We start from the raw sequence: 18,420 nt of genomic DNA on the forward strand, positions 1-18,420 counted from the left end.
ATCCGGGGCGCGCGGTGCCGGGGAGGGAAGTGGTTCAGGGGTGGACGAGTTCCACGTCGAGTTGACCGAGTTCGTCGCGATCGGCGACCACGTCGATCGCGATGATCCGTCCGTTGGCGATGCTGAAGCTGAGCGCCAGGAAGAGCTTGCCGCGCGGCGTCCGGACCACGGCACCGGCGGCCCCGTCGACGTACGCGGGGAGGGCGGCGTTGGCCCCGCCGGAGACGAGGGCGGCGACCCGCTCGGCGCCCCGTACCTCGGCGCCGGCACCGAGTCGGGCCGCCGCCTCGTCGGCGCGCACGACCACGTCGGGATCGAGCAGGGCGAGCAGGGCGGCGAACTCGCCGGCCCGGGCGGCGGCCAGGAACGCGTCGACGATCTCCCGTTGCCGGGACAGGTCCGTCTCCGGGGTCGTCGCCCCGCCCTGGACCCGACGCCGGGCCCGACTGGCGAGCTGGCGGGCCGCTGTCGGGGTCCGTCCGACGATCGGCGCGATCTCGTCGAACGAGACGGCGAACATGTCGTGCAGGACAAACGCGAGCCGCTCGGCGGGGGTCAGCGTCTCCAGGACGACGAGCAGGGCCAGCCCGACCGCGTCGGCCAGCAGCGCCTCCTGCTCCGGGTCGGTCGATCCGCCGGTCGCGGCCGGCTCGACCGGCCGGTCGTGGATCGGCTCCTCCCGACGGGAGGTACGGGACCGGAGCATGTCCAGGCAGAGCCGGCCGACCACCGTGGTCAGCCAGGCGTCGATGTTGTCCACCCCGTCGACGTCCGTGCGACTGAGCCGCAGCCAGGTCTCCTGGACCGCGTCCTCGGCCTCGGCAAGCGAACCGAGCATCCGGTACGCCACCCCGCGCAGCCGGGGTCGGTTCCGCTCGAAGTGCTCGACCAGTACCTCGTTGCCGCTCACCACGTGTTCCTCCCTTTCCCATGGACGACCGTTCCGGGAGCTTTGTGACCGTTGCCACATATGTCACATCCGCCGCTCGGGGTCCGTCGACATGCCGACGGACGAGACCGCGCCGGTGTGACACGACACCGGCCACAGCGGCAAGGAGAAGCTCATGCAGGCACGTCTCGACAACCCGGCGACCCTGCTTCCGGAGGTCCTGCCGGCGATCAACATCATCTACAAGACGACGCACTCCGCAGGGGTCCCGGCCCGGACCCTGGAGCTGGTGCACATGCGGGCCAGCCAGATCAACGGCTGCGGCGTCTGCCTGGACATGGGGGCGCGCAAGGCCAAGCAGAGCGGCGAGACCGACGAGCGGCTGTTCGCGGTGGCGGCCTGGCGGGAGACGCCGTACTTCACCGACGCCGAACGCGCCGCCCTGGCGCTGGCCGAGGCGGTCACCCGGATCGCCGACCGGCCGGAGGCGGTCTCCGACGAGATCTGGGCGGACGCGGCCAAGCACTACACCGAGAAGGAGCTTGCCGCGCTGGTGCTCTGGATCGCGGTCAGCAACATGTTCAACCGGGTCAACGCCGCCGTCCGGCTGCAGGCTCCGGTGAACTTCGGCTGACACCTCCGGTGTCGTCGGCTCCCGGTAACCGGTTCGGCGCTCGGGTGCCGGATCGACAGGCCCCGGTTCAGACGGGTTGGCCGTCTCGGAAGGGAGGCGGCCAACCCGCGGGCGGGTCGGGGGGCAGGCGGGTTGGCCTTCTCGCAAGGAGGCGGCCAACCCGCGGGCGGGTCGGGGGTCAGGCGGCCGGGGCAGGTGTACGTCGACGGCGGATCGCCCGTACCAGGAAGAGGATCCAGCACACCGACGCCACCAGGCCACCCACCACGAACGCGGTGATCAGCAGCCAGGTGTATCCGCCCTCGTTGGAGAAGACGCCGTTGCGGGCGCCGGTGTCCCGGGCCGCCACCTGCTGTCCGGCGGTCATCCCGTCGGGTTCGTCGTAGAGGATGACGTCGGTGCGTTGGTCACCGCCGTCGGCGGCGGCCCAGTTGCCGTACCAGGTGCAGCTTCGCCGGCCACAGTCCTCCCGGACGGCGGTGAAGGTGCCCGCAATGCCGTTACCGGCATTCGCCTGCCAGGCGGGGACCAGGTCGGACATGCCGAAGGTGAATCCGATGGCGGCGATGACCGGAAGCCCGACCCAGAGGAAGAACTTCGTCTGCCAACCGGAGAATTTGTCGAAGAAACTCACGGCGGGTCAGGCTAGTGGACCGGACCGACACGGCGGTGCCCCCTTCCCGCCGGTCCCCAATGGTCCGACGGGTCGGGAACCGGCGGTGGTGACGGAGGCGGGACGACACGTCGACCTCGCCCGGCACTGACAGGTCAGACGACGGGGGCCCCGTTCTCCAGGTAGGCGGTGACACCGTCGGTCACCGCCTGTGTCGCGGCGGCGGCCCGCCGGGCCAGCAGCGGCGAAAGTCGCTGCGCCGCCTCGGCCGGCGTCGACCACGCCCAACTCCGCAGTTCGTCAGCGGGCAGCCGGATTCCCGCAGCCCGCGTGGTGTCCAGGACACCGCCGTCGTAGACGACCATGACGCCCTCGGTACGGCCGGTGCGTGGCGGCACCCAGTCCAACACCAGCAGTCGCCCCGGCGTGACGGAGAGACCGAGCTCCTCCGCCAGCTCGCGTACCGCGGCGTCGTACGGCGACTCGTCGGCTTCCACCGTGCCGCCGGGCAGCTCCCAGTGGTCCTTGTACGCCGGCTCCACCAGCAGGATCCGGCCGTCGTCGTGGCGGATCAGCACAGCAGCGCCCATCCGCTTGCCGGGCAGGGTCGCGGTGTAGTCGCCAGCCGGTGACCTCATCAAAAGAGGCTAACCGGCACCGGCACCGGCGCCGGTCACTCGTCGTCGACCCAGTCCAGGGTGCGGGCCACCGCCTTGCGCCAGTGCCGCAGCTCCCGGTCGCGGTGTGCCGGTTCCATCGCCGGCTCCCACTGCGCGTCGGCACGCCACTGCGCGCGCAGTGTCGCCAGGTCCGGCCAGAACCCGACGGCCAGACCGGCCGCGTACGCCGCACCGAGGCAGGTGGTCTCGCTGACCGCCGGCCGGACCACCGGTACGTCGAGCACGTCGGCGAGGAACTGCATCAGCAGCCCGTTCGCGGTCATCCCGCCGTCGACCCGGAGCCGGCGCAGCGCCACGTCCGAGTCGGCGTTCATCGCATCGACGACCTCCCGGGTCTGCCAGGCGGTCGCCTCCAACACGGCCCGGGCCAGGTGTCCCCTGGTGACGTACCCGGTCAGGCCGGCGATCACCCCGCGGGCGTCACTGCGCCAGTGCGGTGCGAAGAGCCCGGAGAACGCCGGTACGACGTAACAGCCGCCGTTGTCCTCGACGGTCCGGGCCAGCTCTTCGATCTCGGATGCACTGGAGATCAGCCCGAGGTTGTCCCGGAGCCACTGCACCAGCGAACCGGTGACCGCGATCGCCCCCTCCAGGGCGTACGTCGCCGGCTCGTTCCCGATCCGGTAGCCGACCGTGCTGAGCAGCCCGTGCCGGGACACCACCGGGCTCTCCCCGGTGTTGAGCAGCAGGAAACTACCGGTGCCGTACGTGCACTTGGCCTCGCCGGGGTGGAAGCAGGTCTGACCGAACAACGCGGCCTGCTGGTCGCCGAGGGCGCTGGCCACCGGCACCCCGGCCAGTGCGCCGGTGCCGGTGCCGTACACCTCGGCCGAGGAGCGGATCTCCGGCAACATCGCGGCCGGGACTCCGAGCGCGTCGCGCAGTTCCGGATCCCAGTCCAGGGTGCGCAGGTTCATCAGCAGGGTGCGGCTGGCGTTGGTCACGTCGGTGACGTGCCGGCCGGTCAGCTTCCAGATCAGCCAGCTGTCCATGGTGCCGAACAGCACCTCGCCCCGTTCGGCCCGGTCCCGCAGGCCGTCGACGTTGTCCAGCAGCCAGCGCAGCTTCGGCCCGGCGAAGTACGTCGCCAGCGGCAGCCCGGTGCGGTCCCGGAAGCGTTGCTCGCCGTACTCGGCGTCGAGGCGGCGCAGCAGCGGGCCGGTCCGGGTGTCCTGCCAGACGATGGCGTGGTGCACCGGCCGGCCGGTCGCCCGGTCCCACACCACCGTGGTCTCCCGCTGGTTGGTGATGCCGACCGCGGCCAGCTGCCCGGTGGTGACCTCCGCCGTGGCCAGGGCGTCCCGGACGACCTGCTCGACGTTCGTCCAAATCTCCTCGGCGTCGTGTTCGACCCAGCCGGGGCGGGGGAAGATCTGCCGGTGTTCGCGCTGGGCCACGGCGACGATGCCGCCGTCCGCGTCGAAGACGATGCACCGGGAGGAGGTGGTGCCCTGATCGATCGCGGCGACGTACCGGTCGGCGGCGGGGTGATCGGTCATCGCAGCACCGTACCCGGCGGCGTGGGCCACGTCACCCGTCCAGGTACGGCGCGACCCGTCCCGTCGGCGGGGTCGCCGCCCGGGCGGTCAGTTTGCCCCGGTGACCTCTTCCGGCCGCCCGATGACCTCGCCGAGCTGTCGGACGTCGAGCTCGGGAGCAACGGTGTCGACCCGGGCGCTGATCCGTACCGTGGTGCCGTCCGCCCCGCTGCGTACCAGCATCTCGTCGCTGAGCTGTCGGGCGAGCCAGAGTCCCCAGCCGCCGGCCGTCTCGGGCTCCGGGCGCGCGTGCTCGTCCAGCCGGTCGCCGGTGATGCCCGTGCCGGTGTCGGAGACGACGCAGTGCAGCACACCCTCGGCGAACCACAGCCGCAGCCCGCCCCGCCCACCGCCGTGCCGGACCGCGTTGGTGATCAGCTCGTTGACCGCGAGCACGAAGTCGTCCAGGCGCTCGCCGCCGAGACCGACGGCCTCGGCGTGCTGGGCGACGGTGTGTCGGACTTCGGTGACCCGGTCCCGGTCGAAGGTCTGGACGAGCAGCTGGGTGGACCGGGTGGGGGCAGAGACCGCGGGGGAGAGGGGATCTGAGTCGTTCATCAACCATCCCGCCGCTGGTCGTCAGGCCCTTCCGCCGATTCCCCACCTTACGTCAGGGCCGGTGGACTCGCATCCGCGTCACTCACTTCCGGTGTCCGGACGGGCACGGGGTCGTCCGGAATCGTGCGTTGTGGGATCGTCGGGGCGTGCCGGAGTGGGCGACCGACGGGCGGGACGGGGCGACGGACCCCGATCCGTCACAGGACAGTACCGATTCGGATGTTCGGGATACATCGAGCGTTTGGGACGGATCAGGCATCGGGGCCGGCCCGGCGATTGCGCGGGGTGGGCGGGAGACGGCACCCGGCAATCTGCAGGCGCCGCTGTGGCGGTCCATCGCCGTCTACCGGTTCGCCGCCCTGGCGTACGTCGCCGTACTCGCCGTCCGCAACCTGACCGAGTACGCCCACCCGGTGGCCGGCGGTGTGTTGCTGCTCGCGATGGCCGGCTGGACGGTCTTCAGCGGGTACGCGTACGCCGATCACGCCTGGCGGCGCTGGCCGCTGCTGCTGGCCGACCTCGGGGTGGTGCTGGCGGTGGTCGTGGCCGCGCCCCGGCTGGTCGGCCGGGAGGCACTGGGCACCGGAATCCCGCCACCGAGCGTGGCCTGGCTGGCCGGTCCGGTCCTCGCCTGGGCGGTTTCCGGCGGTCGTCGACGCGGGGTGGCCGCCGCCCTGGTCCTCGGCGCCACCGACCTGGCGGCCCGGGAACGGCTCAGCCAGTCCTCGCTGACCGGCGCGGCCCTGATGCTGCTCGCCGGGATCGCGGTCGGGCACTTCGCCCGGCTCGCGGTGGTCGCCGAGGAGCGGCTGCAGCAGGCCGTCGAACTGGAGGCCGCGACCCGGGAACGGGAGCGGCTGGCCCGGGGCATCCACGACTCGGTGCTGCAGGTGCTCGCCCTGGTACAGCGCCGGGGCGCGCACCTCGACGGGGAGGCCGGCGAGCTGGCCCGGTTGGCGGGTGAGCAGGAGGCGGCGCTGCGTACCCTGATCGCGACCAGGCCCCCCGGCGGCCTGGATCGGCCCGAGGTCGACCTCCGGGCGCTGCTCGGCGGTTTTGCCGCGCCGGCGGTCTCCCTCGCCACCCCGGCGACCCCGGTGCTGATGCCGGCCGACGTGGCCGGTGAGGTCGCGGCGGCGGTGCGGGCCGCGCTGGACAACGTGGCCCGGCACGGCGGCGGCCGGGGCTGGGTGCTGGTGGAGGACGACACCGCCGAGGTGACGGTCTCGGTCCGCGACGACGGGCCCGGCATCCCGGCCGGTCGGCTGACCGAGGCGGCCGGTGAGGGGCGGCTCGGCGTCACCCAGTCGATCCAGGGCCGGATCGCCGACCTCGGCGGGACGGTACGGATCGTCTCCGCCCCGGGGGAGGGGACCGAGATCGAACTGCGGGTGCCGCGCGGCCGGCGTCCGGCGGAATCCTGAGCGGACCGTCGACCCTGGACCCGGACCGACCCGACCGGTCGGGAAGCTGCTCGCGCCCGTTCGCGGTACGGCACTACGCTCGGCCCCGTGACCGACGAGCCGACGATCCGGGTGATGGTGGTCGATGACCATCCGATGTGGAGGGAAGGGGTGGCCCGCGACCTGACCGAGGCCGGTTACCTCGTCGTCGCCACCACCGGCGAGGGACGTCAGGCGATCCGGGTCGCCCGGGCCACCCGACCCGACGTGGTGGTGCTCGACCTGCAGTTGCCCGACATCTCCGGCGTGGAGGTGATCCGTGGGCTGCTGGCCGAGCTGCCGGAGGTCCGGGTGCTGATGCTGTCAGCCAGCGGCGAGCAGCAGAGTGTGCTCGACGCGGTGAAGGCTGGCGCGACCGGTTACCTGGTCAAGTCCGCCGCCCCGGCCGAGTTCCTGGCGGCGGTACGCGGCACCGCCGCCGGTGACGCCGTCTTCACCCCGGGGCTGGCCGGCCTGGTGCTCGGCGAGTACCGGCGCCTCGCGGTCGCGCCACAGCCGTCGAACGACGCGAACCTGCCCCGGCTCACCGAACGGGAGACCGAGGTGCTCCGGCTCGTCGCCAAGGGGATGTCCTACCGGCAGATCGCCGCCCGGCTCGGTCTCTCGCACCGGACCGTGCAGAACCACGTCCAGAACACGCTCGGCAAGCTGCAGTTGCACAACCGGGTGGAACTCACCCGGTACGCGATCGAGCAGGGACTCGACGGCTGACCAGGGCCGCGCACCGGCCGTCCCCGCCCACCGGCGGACGGTCGACGGGTGGGACCGACCCGGCGGCGGTACTGGTCACAGGGCCGACGACGACGGTGGCGGGTCGGTCTCGTTGACCGCGAGTTCCTCGGCGCTCGCCCCGCCGCCGGCCGCCCCGGCGTCGTACGCGATCGAGTCGGTCTCGTCGTCGTAGCGCGCACCCTGGTCCGGCTCGACCAGCCGACCGACCGGTCCACCTCCCGGCGCGTCACCCAGCTGACCGTGGTCGTAGATCGACACCGGCGACCGCGGATCCGAGGTCGGCCCGTCGTCCATCACGTCCGCGTCGAGCTGCGCCTCGGCGGCGGCCTCGTCGCTGTCCGCCTCGGCCGCGATGCCCGGGTCCACCGGGCCGGCGAGCGGGTCGTCGATCGCCCGTTCGGGCTGCTCCCGCGTGATCTTGTAATCGAGTGACTCGCCGTCGAGCTGCTCCTCGGCCGTGGTGCCGAACCGGTCGACGGCGAGCGGCCGGTCGGCGGGCAACTGTGCCGGATCCGGGCCGTCCGCCTCACGGCCGGTCAGGACGTCGTCGCCGGCCGTCGAATCGTCGTCGGCGGTACCGGGGAGGCCCTCCGCCTCGGGGTCGGACACCGGCTTCGGGAACTCGCTGTCACGCTCGCGCATGACGGATCACTACCCAATGCGCCACCGGATAACCCGCCCGTTCCGCCCCGGGGTGTATCCGACCCGCCGTCCGGGTCGAAACCGCAGGTCAAGCCGGCGATCGTCGAAGGGCCGCCGGACGGCCCGGTGTCGGACTTGCTGGCGAGCGCCGGACTTGCCAGGTTTCCGCTCGGTCCGGCGTGGTTAATGGGAGCCTCTGATCGAACGGCCGTTGCCCGTAAGCCCACGTTGGAGGTGACCCATGCGCGTCGGCCTCGTCTGCGCACACGCCGGCCCACCGCAGGAGGTCCGCAACCGGCACGCGGGCACGCACCAGCACGTCGCACGGGTCGCCGCCGAACTCGCCGGACGGGGACACGAGGTACGGGTCTACGAGCGCCTCGACGACCCGGACCTGCCGCCCACCAGCGAGATCGCCGGCTATCAGGTGGAACGTGTGCCGGTGGGGCCCTCGCGCCGTACCGCCACCGGCGAACTGGTACCGCACGTGCCCGAACTCGGCCGCTGGCTGACCGAGCGGTGGACCGGGGAGTGGACCCCGGAGGTGGTGCACGGCCACTTCTGGATCGGCGGACTGGCGGCGGCCAGCGCCGTACGGGAAACCGTCATCCCGATCGTGCAGACCTTCCACTCGCTCGGTGCCGAACAGTTGCGCCACCTCGGCCGCGACTACGCCGGACCCGGCCAGCGGATCCCGCTGGAACTCGCCCTGACCCGGGTGGTGGACATGGCGGTGGCCCAGTCCAGCGACGAGGTCGACGAACTGACCCGAATGGGACTGCAACGCGCCTCGGTGGTCGTGGTGCCGACCGGCGTCGACACCGACCTGTTCACCCCGGAGGGCGAGGCGGCCCCCCGGGACGTCCGGCCGAGGATCCTCGCCGCCGGCGGCCTGAACCCCGGCCACGGGCACGAGGACCTGATCCGGGCGCTGCGGCTGGTCGGCGACGCCGAACTGGTGATCACCGGTGGCCCGCCCGGCGGCACGCTCAACAACCACGCCGAGGCCCGCCGGCTGCGGGAGGTCGCCGAGCAGAGCGGGGTGGCCGACCAGATCCGGCTGGTGGGCCCGGTGCCGCACGACGAGATGCCGGCCTGGTACCGCTCGGCCGACCTGGTGGCCTGCACCCCCCGGTACGCCTGCGCCGGGCGGGTGCCCCTGGAGGCGATGGCCTGCGGGGTGCCGGTGGTCGGCTACGCCACCGGCGGCATCGCGGACACCGTGGTCGACGAGGTGACCGGACGGCTGGTCCAGGCCGGCGACATCCGCACGCTGGGCATCACCCTGCGCCGGCTGCTCGCCGCCGACGCGGAGCGGTTCGCGTACGGGCACGCGGCCGTGGACCGGGCGCGGTGCAGCTACACCTGGGACCGTACGGCCAGCGCCCTGGAGCGGCTCTACGAGCGGGTGGTGAGCCGCCGTCAACCGGCGGCCAGTTGACCGTCGCCCCGACCGTCATTGCCCGGTCCCGCTGTGGTGCGGCTCCGACCGGACCCGCTCCGGTTCGGTCCCGGGCTCCGACCGGGGTGCGTCCGGCCCAGTCCGGGGCTCCGACCGGACCCGCTGTCGTCGCCACAGCGCCACACCGACCAGCAGCAGCGCCAGGACCAGCAACACGACCAGTCCGGCGTTGCCGATGGTCTGCTCGATCCGCCGTACCGAGGTGCCGGCGAAGGCGCCGGCGCCGACGTACACCGCCGACCAGGTGACGGCGCCGAGCAGCGAGGCCGGCAGGAAGTGGGCGTACGGTACCCGGGCCATTCCGGCAGCGGCCGGGGTGAGCGTACGGACCACCGGCAGCAGTCGGGTCAGGAAGACCGCCCACGCGCCGTACCGGTGCAGCGTGTGCATGGCCCGGTCCCAGTGCCGGCCGTCCAGGCGACGCAGCAGCGGTGCCTGCCGGAGCCGCTGACCGTAGCGTCGCCCGAGCAGGTAGCCCACATGGTCGCCGGCGGAGTTCCCGACCGCCAGCACGGCCGCGAGCGTCACCAGGACGGGAGTGCTCTCCACCGCCGCGGCCAGGACCAGGGCCACCGTCTCGCCCGGGATGAACGTGCCGACCCCGAGACCCGACTCGCCGAACCCGAAGAGCGCCGCCACCAGCAACAACAGCGGGGCGGGCAGTTCCGACAGGGTGTCGAGCCCACCCGTGATCCACGACATTCGGCGAGTCCCCCGTCGCGTTGTCGGCTGTGTACCGCACCTGCCGGGCCGACCCTACCCGTCCGACTGTCGACGCCGGACGCGTTGACCACCCCGCTCGACGGGGTTAATAGGGGGCCCTTCCTCTACCGAAAGCGATAACAAGGGGCCCTTCCTTGCGCTGGCCGGGTAGGACGGGGTGCTGGTGCTGCGGTTCGGCGTACCGGGTCAGCCCGAGCACCGCGATCAGGGTGATCAGGAAGCCGGCGGTGGCCAGCCACTCCCGGCCCGGCCAGATCCGGTCGCCGAGCAGGAGCAGCCCGACGATCGCGGCCGGCACCGCGCCGGCGGCGTCCATCGCCGCCACCGCGGCGGTGGTGGAACCACGCTGCATGGCCAACCCGAGCAGCAGCTGCCCGACGACCGAGTGGGCGATCAGCAGGTAGAGCAGCGGGTCGCCGAGGAACGCGTCGAGCGAGTGCACCGAGGCGAGTGGCCGGGCGGCGACCGCGGCGGCGGAGAACGCCAACCCGGCCAGCGCGCCGAGCGCCACCGAGCCCGGCGCACCGTGCAGCCGTACGGCGAAGAAGCCGAGCCCGCCGATCACCCCGAGTACGACGACCAGCCCGACCACCGCGGCCGGACCGAGCTGCCGGGACGGGGCCGGGCGGGCGGCCAGCACCAGTGCGGTGATCCCGACCAGGAGCAGTACCAGCAGCAGCACCTCGGCGGCCGGCAGGCGCCACTTGAGCACCAGGACCCCGAGCAGGGCGGTCACTCCGAGCCCGGCCGCCACACTCGCCTGGACCAGGAACAGTGGCAGGTCGCGGCGGGCCAGGAAGGCGAGGGCGAACCCGATGACCTGACAGCCGATGCCCAGCAGGTAGCTGCGGTGTCCGGCGAGCCGGAGCAGCAGCCCGGGGTCGAACGTGTGGCGCAGGGTGGTCCGGGTCGCCGCCACCGACTGGAGCAGGTTGGCGAGGCCGTAGACGATGATCATCGCCGCGAGGAAGCACCAGGCGGTGGACACCCCGCGAGGATAGAGGGTGGTCGGCGTTACCGCCCGGTGGGCCAGCCGAGCCGGTCGAGGAGATCCTGGTGCAGTTTGCCGTTGCTGGCCACCGCGCTGCCGCCCGCTGGTCCGGGGCGTCCGGCCAGGTCAGTGAAGGTGCCGCCGGCCTCGGTGACGATCGGGATCAGGGCCGCCAGGTCCCAGAGCGACAGCTCCGGCTCGACCATCGCGTCGACCGCTCCCTCGGCGACCAGCATGTAACCGTAGAAGTCCCCGTACGCCCGGTTGCGCCAGCTGGCCCGGATGATGTCGAGGATCCCGTCGAGCCGGCCGGACTCCTCCCAACCGTTGAGCGACGAGTAGCAGAAACTGGCGTCGGCGAGCCGGCTCACCCCGGAGACCCGGATCGGCGTCGCCGCCGCCTGGTGCCGGCCGGCGAAGGCACCGAGCCCGGTCGCCGCCCACCAGCGCCGGCCGAGGGCGGGGGCGGAGACCAGCCCGACGACCGGCTGGTCACCCTCCATCAGCGCGATCAGGGTGCCCCAGATCGGCACCCCCCGGACGAAGTTCTTGGTCCCGTCGATCGGGTCGATCACCCACTGTCGGCTGCCGGAGCCGGCGGCCGGGGCGGTGGCGCCGTACTCCTCGCCGAGCACCCCGTCCCGGGGGCGGGTCCGGGCCAGGGTCGACCGGACGGCCCGCTCGACGGCGGTGTCCGCGTCGGTGACCGGGGTCAGGTCCGGCTTCGACTCGACGTGCAGGTCGAGGGCACGGAACCGGGCCATCGAGATCGAGTCGGCGGTGTCGGCGAGCATGTGCGCCAGGGAGAGATCGTCCGCGTACCGGGCCATGTCCGGAAACCTACTCGATCCCGACCAGTCGGTGCGTTAGCATCCGGCGCCGTGACGTCCGACGCCGGGAAACCCGAGTTCACCTCCGAGATGCTGGTCGGCCTGCTCGCCGAGCCGGACCGGCTGGCCACCTTCGCCGCCGTGGTGCTCGGCGCCGGCGACCAGACGGAGATCGTCGTACGGACCGGGCTGCCGGTCCGTACGGTCGCCGCCGCGTTGCGCCGGCTGGAGTCCGGCGGACTCGTCGGGACGGTCGACGGCCGTACGGTCGCGGTTGTCGACGCCTTCCGGGCGGCGGTCCGGGCCCGCCCGCCGGCACCGGCGGACACCGTCGAACCCGATCCCGACCGGGCCACGGCGGCGGTGCTGCGGACCTTCGTCCGGGACGGTCGGATCAGCCAACTGCCGGCGGCGCACGGCAAGCGCCGGCTGCTGCTGGAGCACCTCGTGACGATCTTCGAGCCCGGGGTGCGGTACCCCGAGGCGGAGGTGAACGCGCTGTTGCGGGCCTGGCACGACGACCACGCCGCACTGCGCCGCTATCTGGTCGACGAGGACCTGCTGACCCGTCGGGACGGCGTCTACTGGCGCAGCGGCGGGCCGGTCGACGTCGACGAGACCCCGGAGTAGCGCCGACCCCGGCCCTGTCCCGGCCCGCGGGCGCCCGGCCGTGCCGACGACAACGGCCCGCGGGCGTCCGCGCCGACGACAGCGACCGGCGGGCGGGCGTCCGCGCCGACGACAGCGACCGGTCCCGCCGGGTTTACCTCGGCCGGCCCGCCGGGTACCGGCCACCCGTGTTCGACGGTTTCGTGGACGGGCGGATCGACGTGGGCGAGGTCGAGCTGCGGGTCAGGTACGCCGGCGACGGCCCGCCCGTACTGCTGATCCACGGCCACCCACGGACCGGGGCCACCTGGCACCGGGTCGCCCCACGGCTGGTGGCGCGGGGTTTCACCGTCGTCTGCCCGGACATGCGGGGATACGGGCGGTCCGGCAAGGCGCCCGTGCGCGCCGACCACTCGCAACAGTCCAAGCGGACGGTGGCGCGGGACCTGGTGCGGCTGATGGAGACGTTGGGGCATCCGACGTTCGCCGTGGTCGGCCACGATCGTGGCTGCTACGTGGCACTGCGGATGGCCCTGGACCACCCGGACGTCGTACGCCGGCTGGTGGTGATGGACGGGGTGCCGATCAGTGAGGCGCTGGACCGGTGTGACGCCCGGTTCGCCGCTGCCTGGTGGCACTGGTTCTTCTTCGCCCAGCCGGACAGACCCGAACAGGCGATCATGGCCGATCCGGACGCCTGGTACCCGGGTCGTCCGGAGGTGATGGGCACCGGGAACCACGCGGAGTTCCGCGACGCCGTCCGGGACCCGGCGACGGTCCGGGCGATGCTGGAGGACTACCGGGCCGGGCTCGGCGTGGACCGCGAACACGAGGAGGCGGACCGCCGGGCCGGCCGTACCGTCTCGTGCCCGACGCTGTTCCTCTGGTCGACCCGGGACGACATGGTCGACCTGTACGGCGACCCGCTGAGCATCTGGCGACGGTGGGCGGACGACGTCCGTGGTGCGCCGATCGAGTCCGGACACCACGTGGCGGAGGAGAACCCGGAGGCGCTCGCCGCAGCACTGCTCGACTTCCTGCGCTGAGCCGTCCCGGCCGTCACTCGGTCTCGCCGGCGCGGGAAGCCAGCAACCGGCGGTACGACGCCAACCGTCGTGGGTCGGCGTTGCCGGCCGCGACCCAGGCGTCCAGTGAGCACTCGGTCTCGTCCGGGGTGTGCTCGCAGTTCGGTGGACAGTCCACGGTCCCCTCGACCAGGTCGGCGAAGCCGTGCAGCAGGCTGTCGGCCGAGACGTGGGCCAGACCGAAGCTGCGGATCCCGGGCGTGTCGACGATCCAGCCCGGATGGTGGCGGACCTCGGGCACCGGCGGCAGACGCAACGCGACCGCACTGGTCGAGGTGTGCCGGCCCCGGCCGATCGCGCTGACCGTGCCGACCGCCCGGTCCGCCTCCGGTACCAGCCGGTTGACCAGCGTCGACTTGCCCACCCCGGAGTGGCCGACCAGCACCGAGACCCGTCCGCCGAGCAGCCGGCGCAGCTCGCCGAGATCGGAGTCCGGGCCGACGAGTACGTGCCGCAGGTCCAGTTCGGCGTAGTAGCCGAGCACCCCGTCCGGGGTCGCCAGGTCCGACTTGGTGAGGCAGAGCAGCGGCTCGATGTCGGCGTCGTACGCGGCCACCAGGCAGCGGTCGATGAACCCGGTCCGGGGCGGCGGGTCGGCCAGCGAGCTGACGATCACGAGCTGGTCGGCGTTGGCCACCACGACCCGTTCCAGCCGCCCCTCGGCGGTGGTGTCGTCGTCGTCGGCGGTACGCCGCAGCACCGAGCGCCGGTCGGCGATCCGGACGATCCGGGCCAGTGCCCCGGGTGCCCCGGAGGTGTCCCCGACCAGCGCGACCCGGTCGCCGACCACCACCGAGCGGCGGCCCAGCTCCCGGGCCCGCATCGCGGTCACCAGGCCGACCCCGTCGGCCGGGTCCCCGCCCGCGCCGGTCAGCTGCGGGTCGTCCTCGACCACGCAGGTGTAACGCCCCCGGTCGACCGCGATCACGAACCCGTCGACCGCGTCGGAGTGGCGGGGCCGGGTACGGGTACGCGGACGCGAGGAACGACCGGGTCGGACCCGTACGTCGTCCTCGTCGTACTCCCGCCGTTTGTCTGCCAGTGCGGCCCCCTGTCTCGTTCCCTGCCCGCGCGGTCGGCGGCGCCACGGTACGGGCCGTCTCCGGCTACCGGTGTCCGCCGCCGGCCACCATCGTCGACCATAGTGCCGGGAACTCCGGCATGGTCTTGGAGGTGCACGACACGTCGTCCAACCGGATGCCCGGGACGGCGAGCCCGAGTACCGCCGCGGCGTGCGCCATCCGGTGGTCGGCGTACGTCTCGAAGGTCCCGCCCCGCAGTGGCCGGGGCCGGATCTCCAGCCCGTCCGCCGACTCGGTGACGTCGGCACCGAGGGCGTCGAGTTCCCGGGCCAGCGCGGCCAGCCGGTCGGTCTCGTGTCCCCGGATGTGTGCCACCCCGTGCAGCCGGGACGGGGCGTCGGCCAGTGCGGCGAGCGCGGCCAGCACCGGGGTGAACTCGCTGACCTCGGAGAGGTCGGCGTCCAGCCCGTGGATCACACCGGTGCCGCGTACGGTGAGCCCGTCGGTGCCCAGGGTCACCTCGCCGCCCATCCGCTGGAGCAGCGTACGGAGGGTGTCGACCGGTTGCAGGCTGCTCCGCGGCCAGCCGAGCAGGGTCACCGAGCCTCCGGTGACCAGTGCGGCGGCGAAGAACGGCACCGCACCGGAGAGGTCCGGCTCGATGTGCCAGGCGTGTCCGGAGAGTCGTCCGGGCTCCACCGTCCAGACGTCCGGCACGCTGTCGTCGACGGCGGCGCCGGCCGCCCGCAACATCCGTACGGTCATCCGCAGGTGCGGCGCGGACGGGACCGGTGGACCCTCGTGCCGGACCACGATGCCCCGGGTGAACCGGGCCGCGCCGAGCAGCAGCCCGGAGACGAACTGGCTGGAGGCGGAGGCGTCGATGACCACCTCGCCGCCGGTGACCCGCCCGGTGCCCCGGACGGTGAGCGGCAGGCCGTCACCGGGGGCGGCGTCGATGCGTACCCCGATCGAGCGGAGCGCGCCGAGCAGCGGGCCGAGCGGGCGGGTCCGGGCCTGCGGGTCACCGTCGAAGGTGACCGGGCCCTCGGCCAGCCCGGCGACCGGGGGGACGAACCGCATGACGGTGCCGGAGAGCCCGACGTCGACGTGGGCCGGGCCCTGCAGCGGGCGTGGCCGGAGCAGCCAGCGCTCGTCGTCGACGATCGAGACGTGGGCACCCATCGCGCGCAGCCCGCCGGCCATCAGTTCGGTGTCCCGGGCGCGCAGCGGGCGGCGCAGCGTGGATGGGCCGTCGGCGACCGCGCTGAGCACCAGGGCGCGGGCGGTCAGCGACTTGCTGCCGGGCAACCGCAGGGTCGCGTCGACCGGCTCGGTCGCGGTCGGCGCGGTCCAGGGTTCGCGCAGGCGGGTCACGGTCAGGTTCGCCACGATCACAGTCTGCCCCGTACGCCGGACCGGTCGGTCACCGGCTCGGCCGCTCTCGCCTGCCGGGACGGCGCGACCGGTGGCCGCACACGGGGACCGTGCCCGCCCGCACCGTGGCCCGACAGTGGATTTCGTGCCCTGCCCGCACCTGACCCGGCGGGGATCGTGCCTCGTTGACCGGCGCCGGAACGCCCGGGCCGGGGGCGAACGCGCCGTCGGATCCGTCGTCGGGAAGGCTCCGGACGCCGGACGGGACCGCGCGCAGGGCCGGTGAGGCGCTAGCGTGGCGCCATGTGCGGCAGGTACGCGACCACCCGCAGCGCGGCGGATCTCAGCGCGCTGTTCGAGGCGTTCGACGACACCGGTGACCGGCTGCGGGCCGACTACAACGTCGCGCCCACCGATCCGGTGCCGATCGTCCGGATCTCCGAGCGGGCCGGCGCCTCCGTGCTCTCGGTGGCCCGTTGGGGGCTGCTCCCGCCCTGGGCGTCCGACACCCGGGCCGGCGCCCGCATGATCAACGCCCGGGCCGAGACAGTCGCCACCACCCGGGCGTACGCCCCGTCGTTCGCCCGGCGGCGGTGCCTCGTCCCCGCCGACGGCTGGTACGAGTGGGTCCGCCGGGACGGCGGCAAGCAGGCGTACTTCATGATCCCCCGGGACGGTTCCGTGCTCGCCTTCGCCGGCCTCTGGTCGGTCTGGCGCGGCACCGGCACCCCGATGCTCACCTGCAGCGTCGTCACCACCGCCGCGCTCGGTGAGCTGGCCTCGGTGCACGACCGGATGCCGCTGCTGCTGCCTCGTGACCGGTGGGCGGAGTGGCTCGCCGACGGGGGTGAGCCGGACCGGTTGCTCGCCCCGCCGTCCGGGCGGTGGCTGGGCGGGCTGGAGATCAGGCCGGTGGGGAAGGCGGTCGGTGACGTCCGGAACGACGGCCCCGACCTCGTCGCCCCGGTTTCCGCGCCGCCGCTGCCGCCGTTGCCCGAGCAGCGGGCGTTACCAGAAGAGCCCGAAGTATCGACACTGTTCTGACTACAGAACCGTGTATTCGCCTGCACCGATTTGCCACTATTCGCGGCGGAACGTCGTACCGAGTTTTCGGGACCTTTGCGGTAGGCCCTTGTCACCCCTTCTTCGAGTGCGATAGAACACAGCGCCGGCAGTGGGTGTCGGGCTCGCACCGGGCGAGCGGCACCCACAGGGATTTTGTCGGTCCCACGGGGGAGGTGGGTGAATGACACGGGCGCGCATGCCACGCCCGCATGAGGTTGCCGCGGCACGACGAGACCCGAGATTGATCAGGGCACTCAGTGAGCGGCGCCTGGACGAAGCCTGGCGGACCAGGGGGGTCTGTCAGAGCGTGGATCCTGAGACGTTCTTTCCGGCACCCAACGAGCCGGCCGATTCCGCGGTGGCGTTGTGCCGCACCTGCGACGTGCAGGGCCCCTGTCTGGCCTGGGCGTTGGAGGTGGGGGACTGTCACGGGGTGTGGGGGGCCACCACGCCACGGGAACGGCGGGCCATGCTGGTCGCCTGGCGTGACCAGGTGGACGCCGATCCCGACGCGGTCGACGACGCCGGCCCGCCGGTCCGGGACCGGCTGCTGACCCTGATTCCGGTCGGGTCGGGTCGACGCTGACCAGCCGCACCGGACGCTGACGAAAGTTCGGCCGTCGTCGTACCTCGGGGCGGCGGCCGACGTCGTCGGTGGACGATCCCGACATTCTCTCCGCCGCGCTGCCATACAGTGGCGCGGTGCAGCGGAGTGACGAGATCAACACGCCACGCGGCCCGGCCCGGGTGGACGTCGACCTGCCACGGAGGCGTCCCACGACCCTGCTGGTGCTCGGTCACGGGGCGGGCGGCGGGGTGGACGCGCCGGATCTGGTCGCGCTCCGGGACACGGCGCTCCGGGCCGGGATCGGCGTGGCCAGGGTGACCCAGCCGTACCGGGTCGCCGGCCGTCGTGCTCCGGCCCCCGCCGGGCACCTCGACGAGGCGTGGACGGTGGTCGTCGGCGAACTGCTCCGTCGGCAGCCGGGCGCCCGGACACTGGTCGTCGGCGGTCGGTCCAGCGGCGCCCGGGTCGCCTGCCGCACCGCGCACGCGGTGGGTGCCGCCGGCCTGGTCGCGCTCGCGTTTCCGCTCCATCCGCCCGGCAGACCCGAGCGGTCCCGGGCGGCGGAACTGGAGACCGGCCTGCCGACCCTCGTGGTGAACGGCGACCGGGACCCGTTCGGCGTACCGGCGGCCGGGCCGACCGTCCGGGTCGAGGTCCGGCCCGGCGAACGGCATGATCTACGACACGATCCGCAGGGTACGGCCGAGGTGGTGCTGGGCTGGCTCCGGGAGCGGGGCTGGGCCGGCTGACGGTGCCCGGGGCCGGGCCGCCGACGGTGTCCGCGCCGGAGGGCCGGGCCGCCGACGATGGGCGGCTCTGCCGGCCGACGGGCGGGAGGACGGCCGTGTCCGGGGTGCCGGGGTGATCGTTGCTCCTCATGATGCCGGACACCGTGCGGGGCGCCTGTTCTCCGTACCGGAGCCCGGTTTCATCCTCCCA

At 73.3% G+C, this 18,420-nt stretch carries 20 protein-coding genes; 9 read left to right on the plus strand and 11 right to left on the minus strand.

All coding sequences use genetic code 11. From position 1 onward, the window contains the following. Positions 1 to 34: 34 nt before the first annotated feature. Positions 35 to 910, minus strand: coding sequence for a sigma-70 family RNA polymerase sigma factor (locus V1633_RS01210; RefSeq protein WP_407951935.1), 876 nt, complete (start codon positions 908 to 910; stop codon positions 35 to 37). 154 nt (positions 911 to 1,064) lie between these two features. Here V1633_RS01210 and V1633_RS01215 point away from each other — a divergent pair, with 154 nt between their 5' ends. Beyond that, positions 1,065 to 1,523, plus strand: a complete 459-nt coding sequence (locus V1633_RS01215) for a carboxymuconolactone decarboxylase family protein (protein ID WP_331212199.1) — start codon at positions 1,065 to 1,067, stop codon at positions 1,521 to 1,523. 178 nt (positions 1,524 to 1,701) lie between these two features. Here V1633_RS01215 and V1633_RS01220 read toward each other — a convergent pair whose 3' ends face one another. From V1633_RS01220 to V1633_RS01235, 4 genes are all read right to left on the minus strand, one after another. Continuing rightward, positions 1,702 to 2,157, minus strand: coding sequence for a hypothetical protein (locus V1633_RS01220; protein WP_331212200.1), 456 nt, complete (start codon positions 2,155 to 2,157; stop codon positions 1,702 to 1,704). 134 nt (positions 2,158 to 2,291) lie between these two features. Next, positions 2,292 to 2,774 carry an NUDIX hydrolase gene (locus V1633_RS01225; protein WP_331212201.1) on the minus strand — a complete coding sequence of 161 codons (483 nt, stop codon included), beginning with the start codon at positions 2,772 to 2,774 and terminating at the stop codon, positions 2,292 to 2,294. A 35-nt stretch (positions 2,775 to 2,809) separates the two neighbouring features. Continuing rightward, the gene (glpK, locus tag V1633_RS01230; protein ID WP_331212202.1) at positions 2,810 to 4,315 is read right to left on the minus strand and encodes a glycerol kinase GlpK; all 1,506 of its coding nucleotides are present in this window, start codon (positions 4,313 to 4,315) and stop codon (positions 2,810 to 2,812) included. An 87-nt stretch (positions 4,316 to 4,402) separates the two neighbouring features. After that, positions 4,403 to 4,912, minus strand: a complete 510-nt coding sequence (locus V1633_RS01235; protein ID WP_331212203.1) for an ATP-binding protein — start codon at positions 4,910 to 4,912, stop codon at positions 4,403 to 4,405. Positions 4,913 to 5,058: 146 nt separating this feature from the next. On the opposite strand from V1633_RS01235, the gene macS reads away from it, so the two are divergent. Then, positions 5,059 to 6,336 (plus strand): MacS family sensor histidine kinase, encoded by a 1,278-nt coding sequence (gene macS, locus V1633_RS01240; RefSeq protein ID WP_407951936.1) that lies wholly within the window; start codon positions 5,059 to 5,061, stop codon positions 6,334 to 6,336. A gap of 114 nt (positions 6,337 to 6,450) precedes the next feature. Further along, positions 6,451 to 7,086, plus strand: coding sequence for a response regulator transcription factor (locus V1633_RS01245; protein WP_331212406.1), 636 nt, complete (start codon positions 6,451 to 6,453; stop codon positions 7,084 to 7,086). Positions 7,087 to 7,161: 75 nt separating this feature from the next. Here V1633_RS01245 and V1633_RS01250 read toward each other — a convergent pair whose 3' ends face one another. After that, a complete protein-coding gene (locus V1633_RS01250; protein ID WP_331212204.1) occupies positions 7,162 to 7,749 on the minus strand; it encodes a DUF5709 domain-containing protein in 588 nt (195 codons plus the stop codon). Between the two features lie 241 nt (positions 7,750 to 7,990). Here V1633_RS01250 and V1633_RS01255 point away from each other — a divergent pair, with 241 nt between their 5' ends. Beyond that, entirely contained in the window at positions 7,991 to 9,190 is a 1,200-nt protein-coding gene (locus V1633_RS01255) for a glycosyltransferase (protein WP_331212205.1), read from the plus strand. Positions 9,191 to 9,205: 15 nt separating this feature from the next. Here V1633_RS01255 and V1633_RS01260 read toward each other — a convergent pair whose 3' ends face one another. From V1633_RS01260 to hisN, 3 genes are all read right to left on the minus strand, one after another. Continuing rightward, entirely contained in the window at positions 9,206 to 9,913 is a 708-nt protein-coding gene (locus V1633_RS01260; protein ID WP_331212206.1) for a DedA family protein, read from the minus strand. A gap of 106 nt (positions 9,914 to 10,019) precedes the next feature. After that, positions 10,020 to 10,892, minus strand: coding sequence for a hypothetical protein (locus V1633_RS01265; protein ID WP_331212407.1), 873 nt, complete (start codon positions 10,890 to 10,892; stop codon positions 10,020 to 10,022). A gap of 56 nt (positions 10,893 to 10,948) precedes the next feature. Next, positions 10,949 to 11,755 carry a histidinol-phosphatase gene (gene hisN, locus V1633_RS01270; RefSeq protein WP_331212207.1) on the minus strand — a complete coding sequence of 269 codons (807 nt, stop codon included), beginning with the start codon at positions 11,753 to 11,755 and terminating at the stop codon, positions 10,949 to 10,951. Positions 11,756 to 11,806: 51 nt separating this feature from the next. Here hisN and V1633_RS01275 point away from each other — a divergent pair, with 51 nt between their 5' ends. After that, complete coding sequence (locus tag V1633_RS01275) at positions 11,807 to 12,385, plus strand: DUF2087 domain-containing protein (RefSeq protein WP_331212208.1); 579 nt, start codon at positions 11,807 to 11,809, stop codon at positions 12,383 to 12,385. A 167-nt stretch (positions 12,386 to 12,552) separates the two neighbouring features. Next, entirely contained in the window at positions 12,553 to 13,410 is an 858-nt protein-coding gene (locus tag V1633_RS01280) for an alpha/beta fold hydrolase (protein ID WP_331212209.1), read from the plus strand. Positions 13,411 to 13,423: 13 nt separating this feature from the next. Here V1633_RS01280 and rsgA read toward each other — a convergent pair whose 3' ends face one another. Further along, a complete protein-coding gene (gene rsgA / locus V1633_RS01285) occupies positions 13,424 to 14,377 on the minus strand; it encodes a ribosome small subunit-dependent GTPase A (protein ID WP_331212210.1) in 954 nt (317 codons plus the stop codon). A 178-nt stretch (positions 14,378 to 14,555) separates the two neighbouring features. Then, a complete protein-coding gene (gene aroA, locus V1633_RS01290) occupies positions 14,556 to 15,863 on the minus strand; it encodes a 3-phosphoshikimate 1-carboxyvinyltransferase (protein WP_331212211.1) in 1,308 nt (435 codons plus the stop codon). A 288-nt stretch (positions 15,864 to 16,151) separates the two neighbouring features. Here aroA and V1633_RS01295 point away from each other — a divergent pair, with 288 nt between their 5' ends. The 3 genes from V1633_RS01295 (at position 16,152) to V1633_RS01305 (ending at position 18,230) form a co-directional block, all read left to right on the plus strand. After that, positions 16,152 to 16,892 (plus strand): SOS response-associated peptidase, encoded by a 741-nt coding sequence (locus tag V1633_RS01295; protein ID WP_331212212.1) that lies wholly within the window; start codon positions 16,152 to 16,154, stop codon positions 16,890 to 16,892. A 202-nt stretch (positions 16,893 to 17,094) separates the two neighbouring features. Next, the gene (locus tag V1633_RS01300; protein WP_331212213.1) at positions 17,095 to 17,499 is read left to right on the plus strand and encodes a WhiB family transcriptional regulator; all 405 of its coding nucleotides are present in this window, start codon (positions 17,095 to 17,097) and stop codon (positions 17,497 to 17,499) included. Positions 17,500 to 17,615: 116 nt separating this feature from the next. Next, positions 17,616 to 18,230, plus strand: a complete 615-nt coding sequence (locus V1633_RS01305; protein WP_331212214.1) for an alpha/beta hydrolase family protein — start codon at positions 17,616 to 17,618, stop codon at positions 18,228 to 18,230. The last annotated feature ends 190 nt before the right edge of the window (positions 18,231 to 18,420 follow it).

The sequence above is a fragment of the Plantactinospora sonchi genome (assembly GCF_036422035.1).
GTDB lineage: Bacteria > Actinomycetota > Actinomycetes > Mycobacteriales > Micromonosporaceae > Plantactinospora > Plantactinospora sonchi.